The sequence below is a fragment of the Microtetraspora sp. NBRC 13810 genome, assembly GCF_030268685.1.
Lineage (GTDB): Bacteria > Actinomycetota > Actinomycetes > Streptosporangiales > Streptosporangiaceae > BSRQ01.
On sequence record NZ_BSRQ01000101.1, the window covers coordinates 1 to 255 of the forward strand.

Genomic DNA, 255 nt, shown 5'->3' on the forward strand with positions numbered 1-255 from the left:
TGCTCAGCCTGGGCCGCCTCGTCCCACGCAAAGGCATCGGCACGATCATCCAGGCACTCCGGCTCCTGCCCGACACCGAACTCGTCATCGCGGGCGGCACCACGGACGACCCCGAAGCCGCACGGCTGCGCGAACTGGCCGACGCACACGGCCTGACCGACCGGGTCACCCTGATCGGCAGCATCCCCCGGCCGGAGGTCCCCGCCCTGCTCCGCTCCGCCGACGTCCTGGTCACCGTGCCGTGGTACGAACCCT

General features: G+C 71.8%; 1 protein-coding gene. It reads left to right on the plus strand.

All coding sequences use genetic code 11. The features are described from left to right. Positions 1-255: glycosyltransferase (locus QSK26_RS41620; RefSeq protein WP_285780880.1), on the plus strand; the 255-nt coding region annotated here is incomplete at both ends.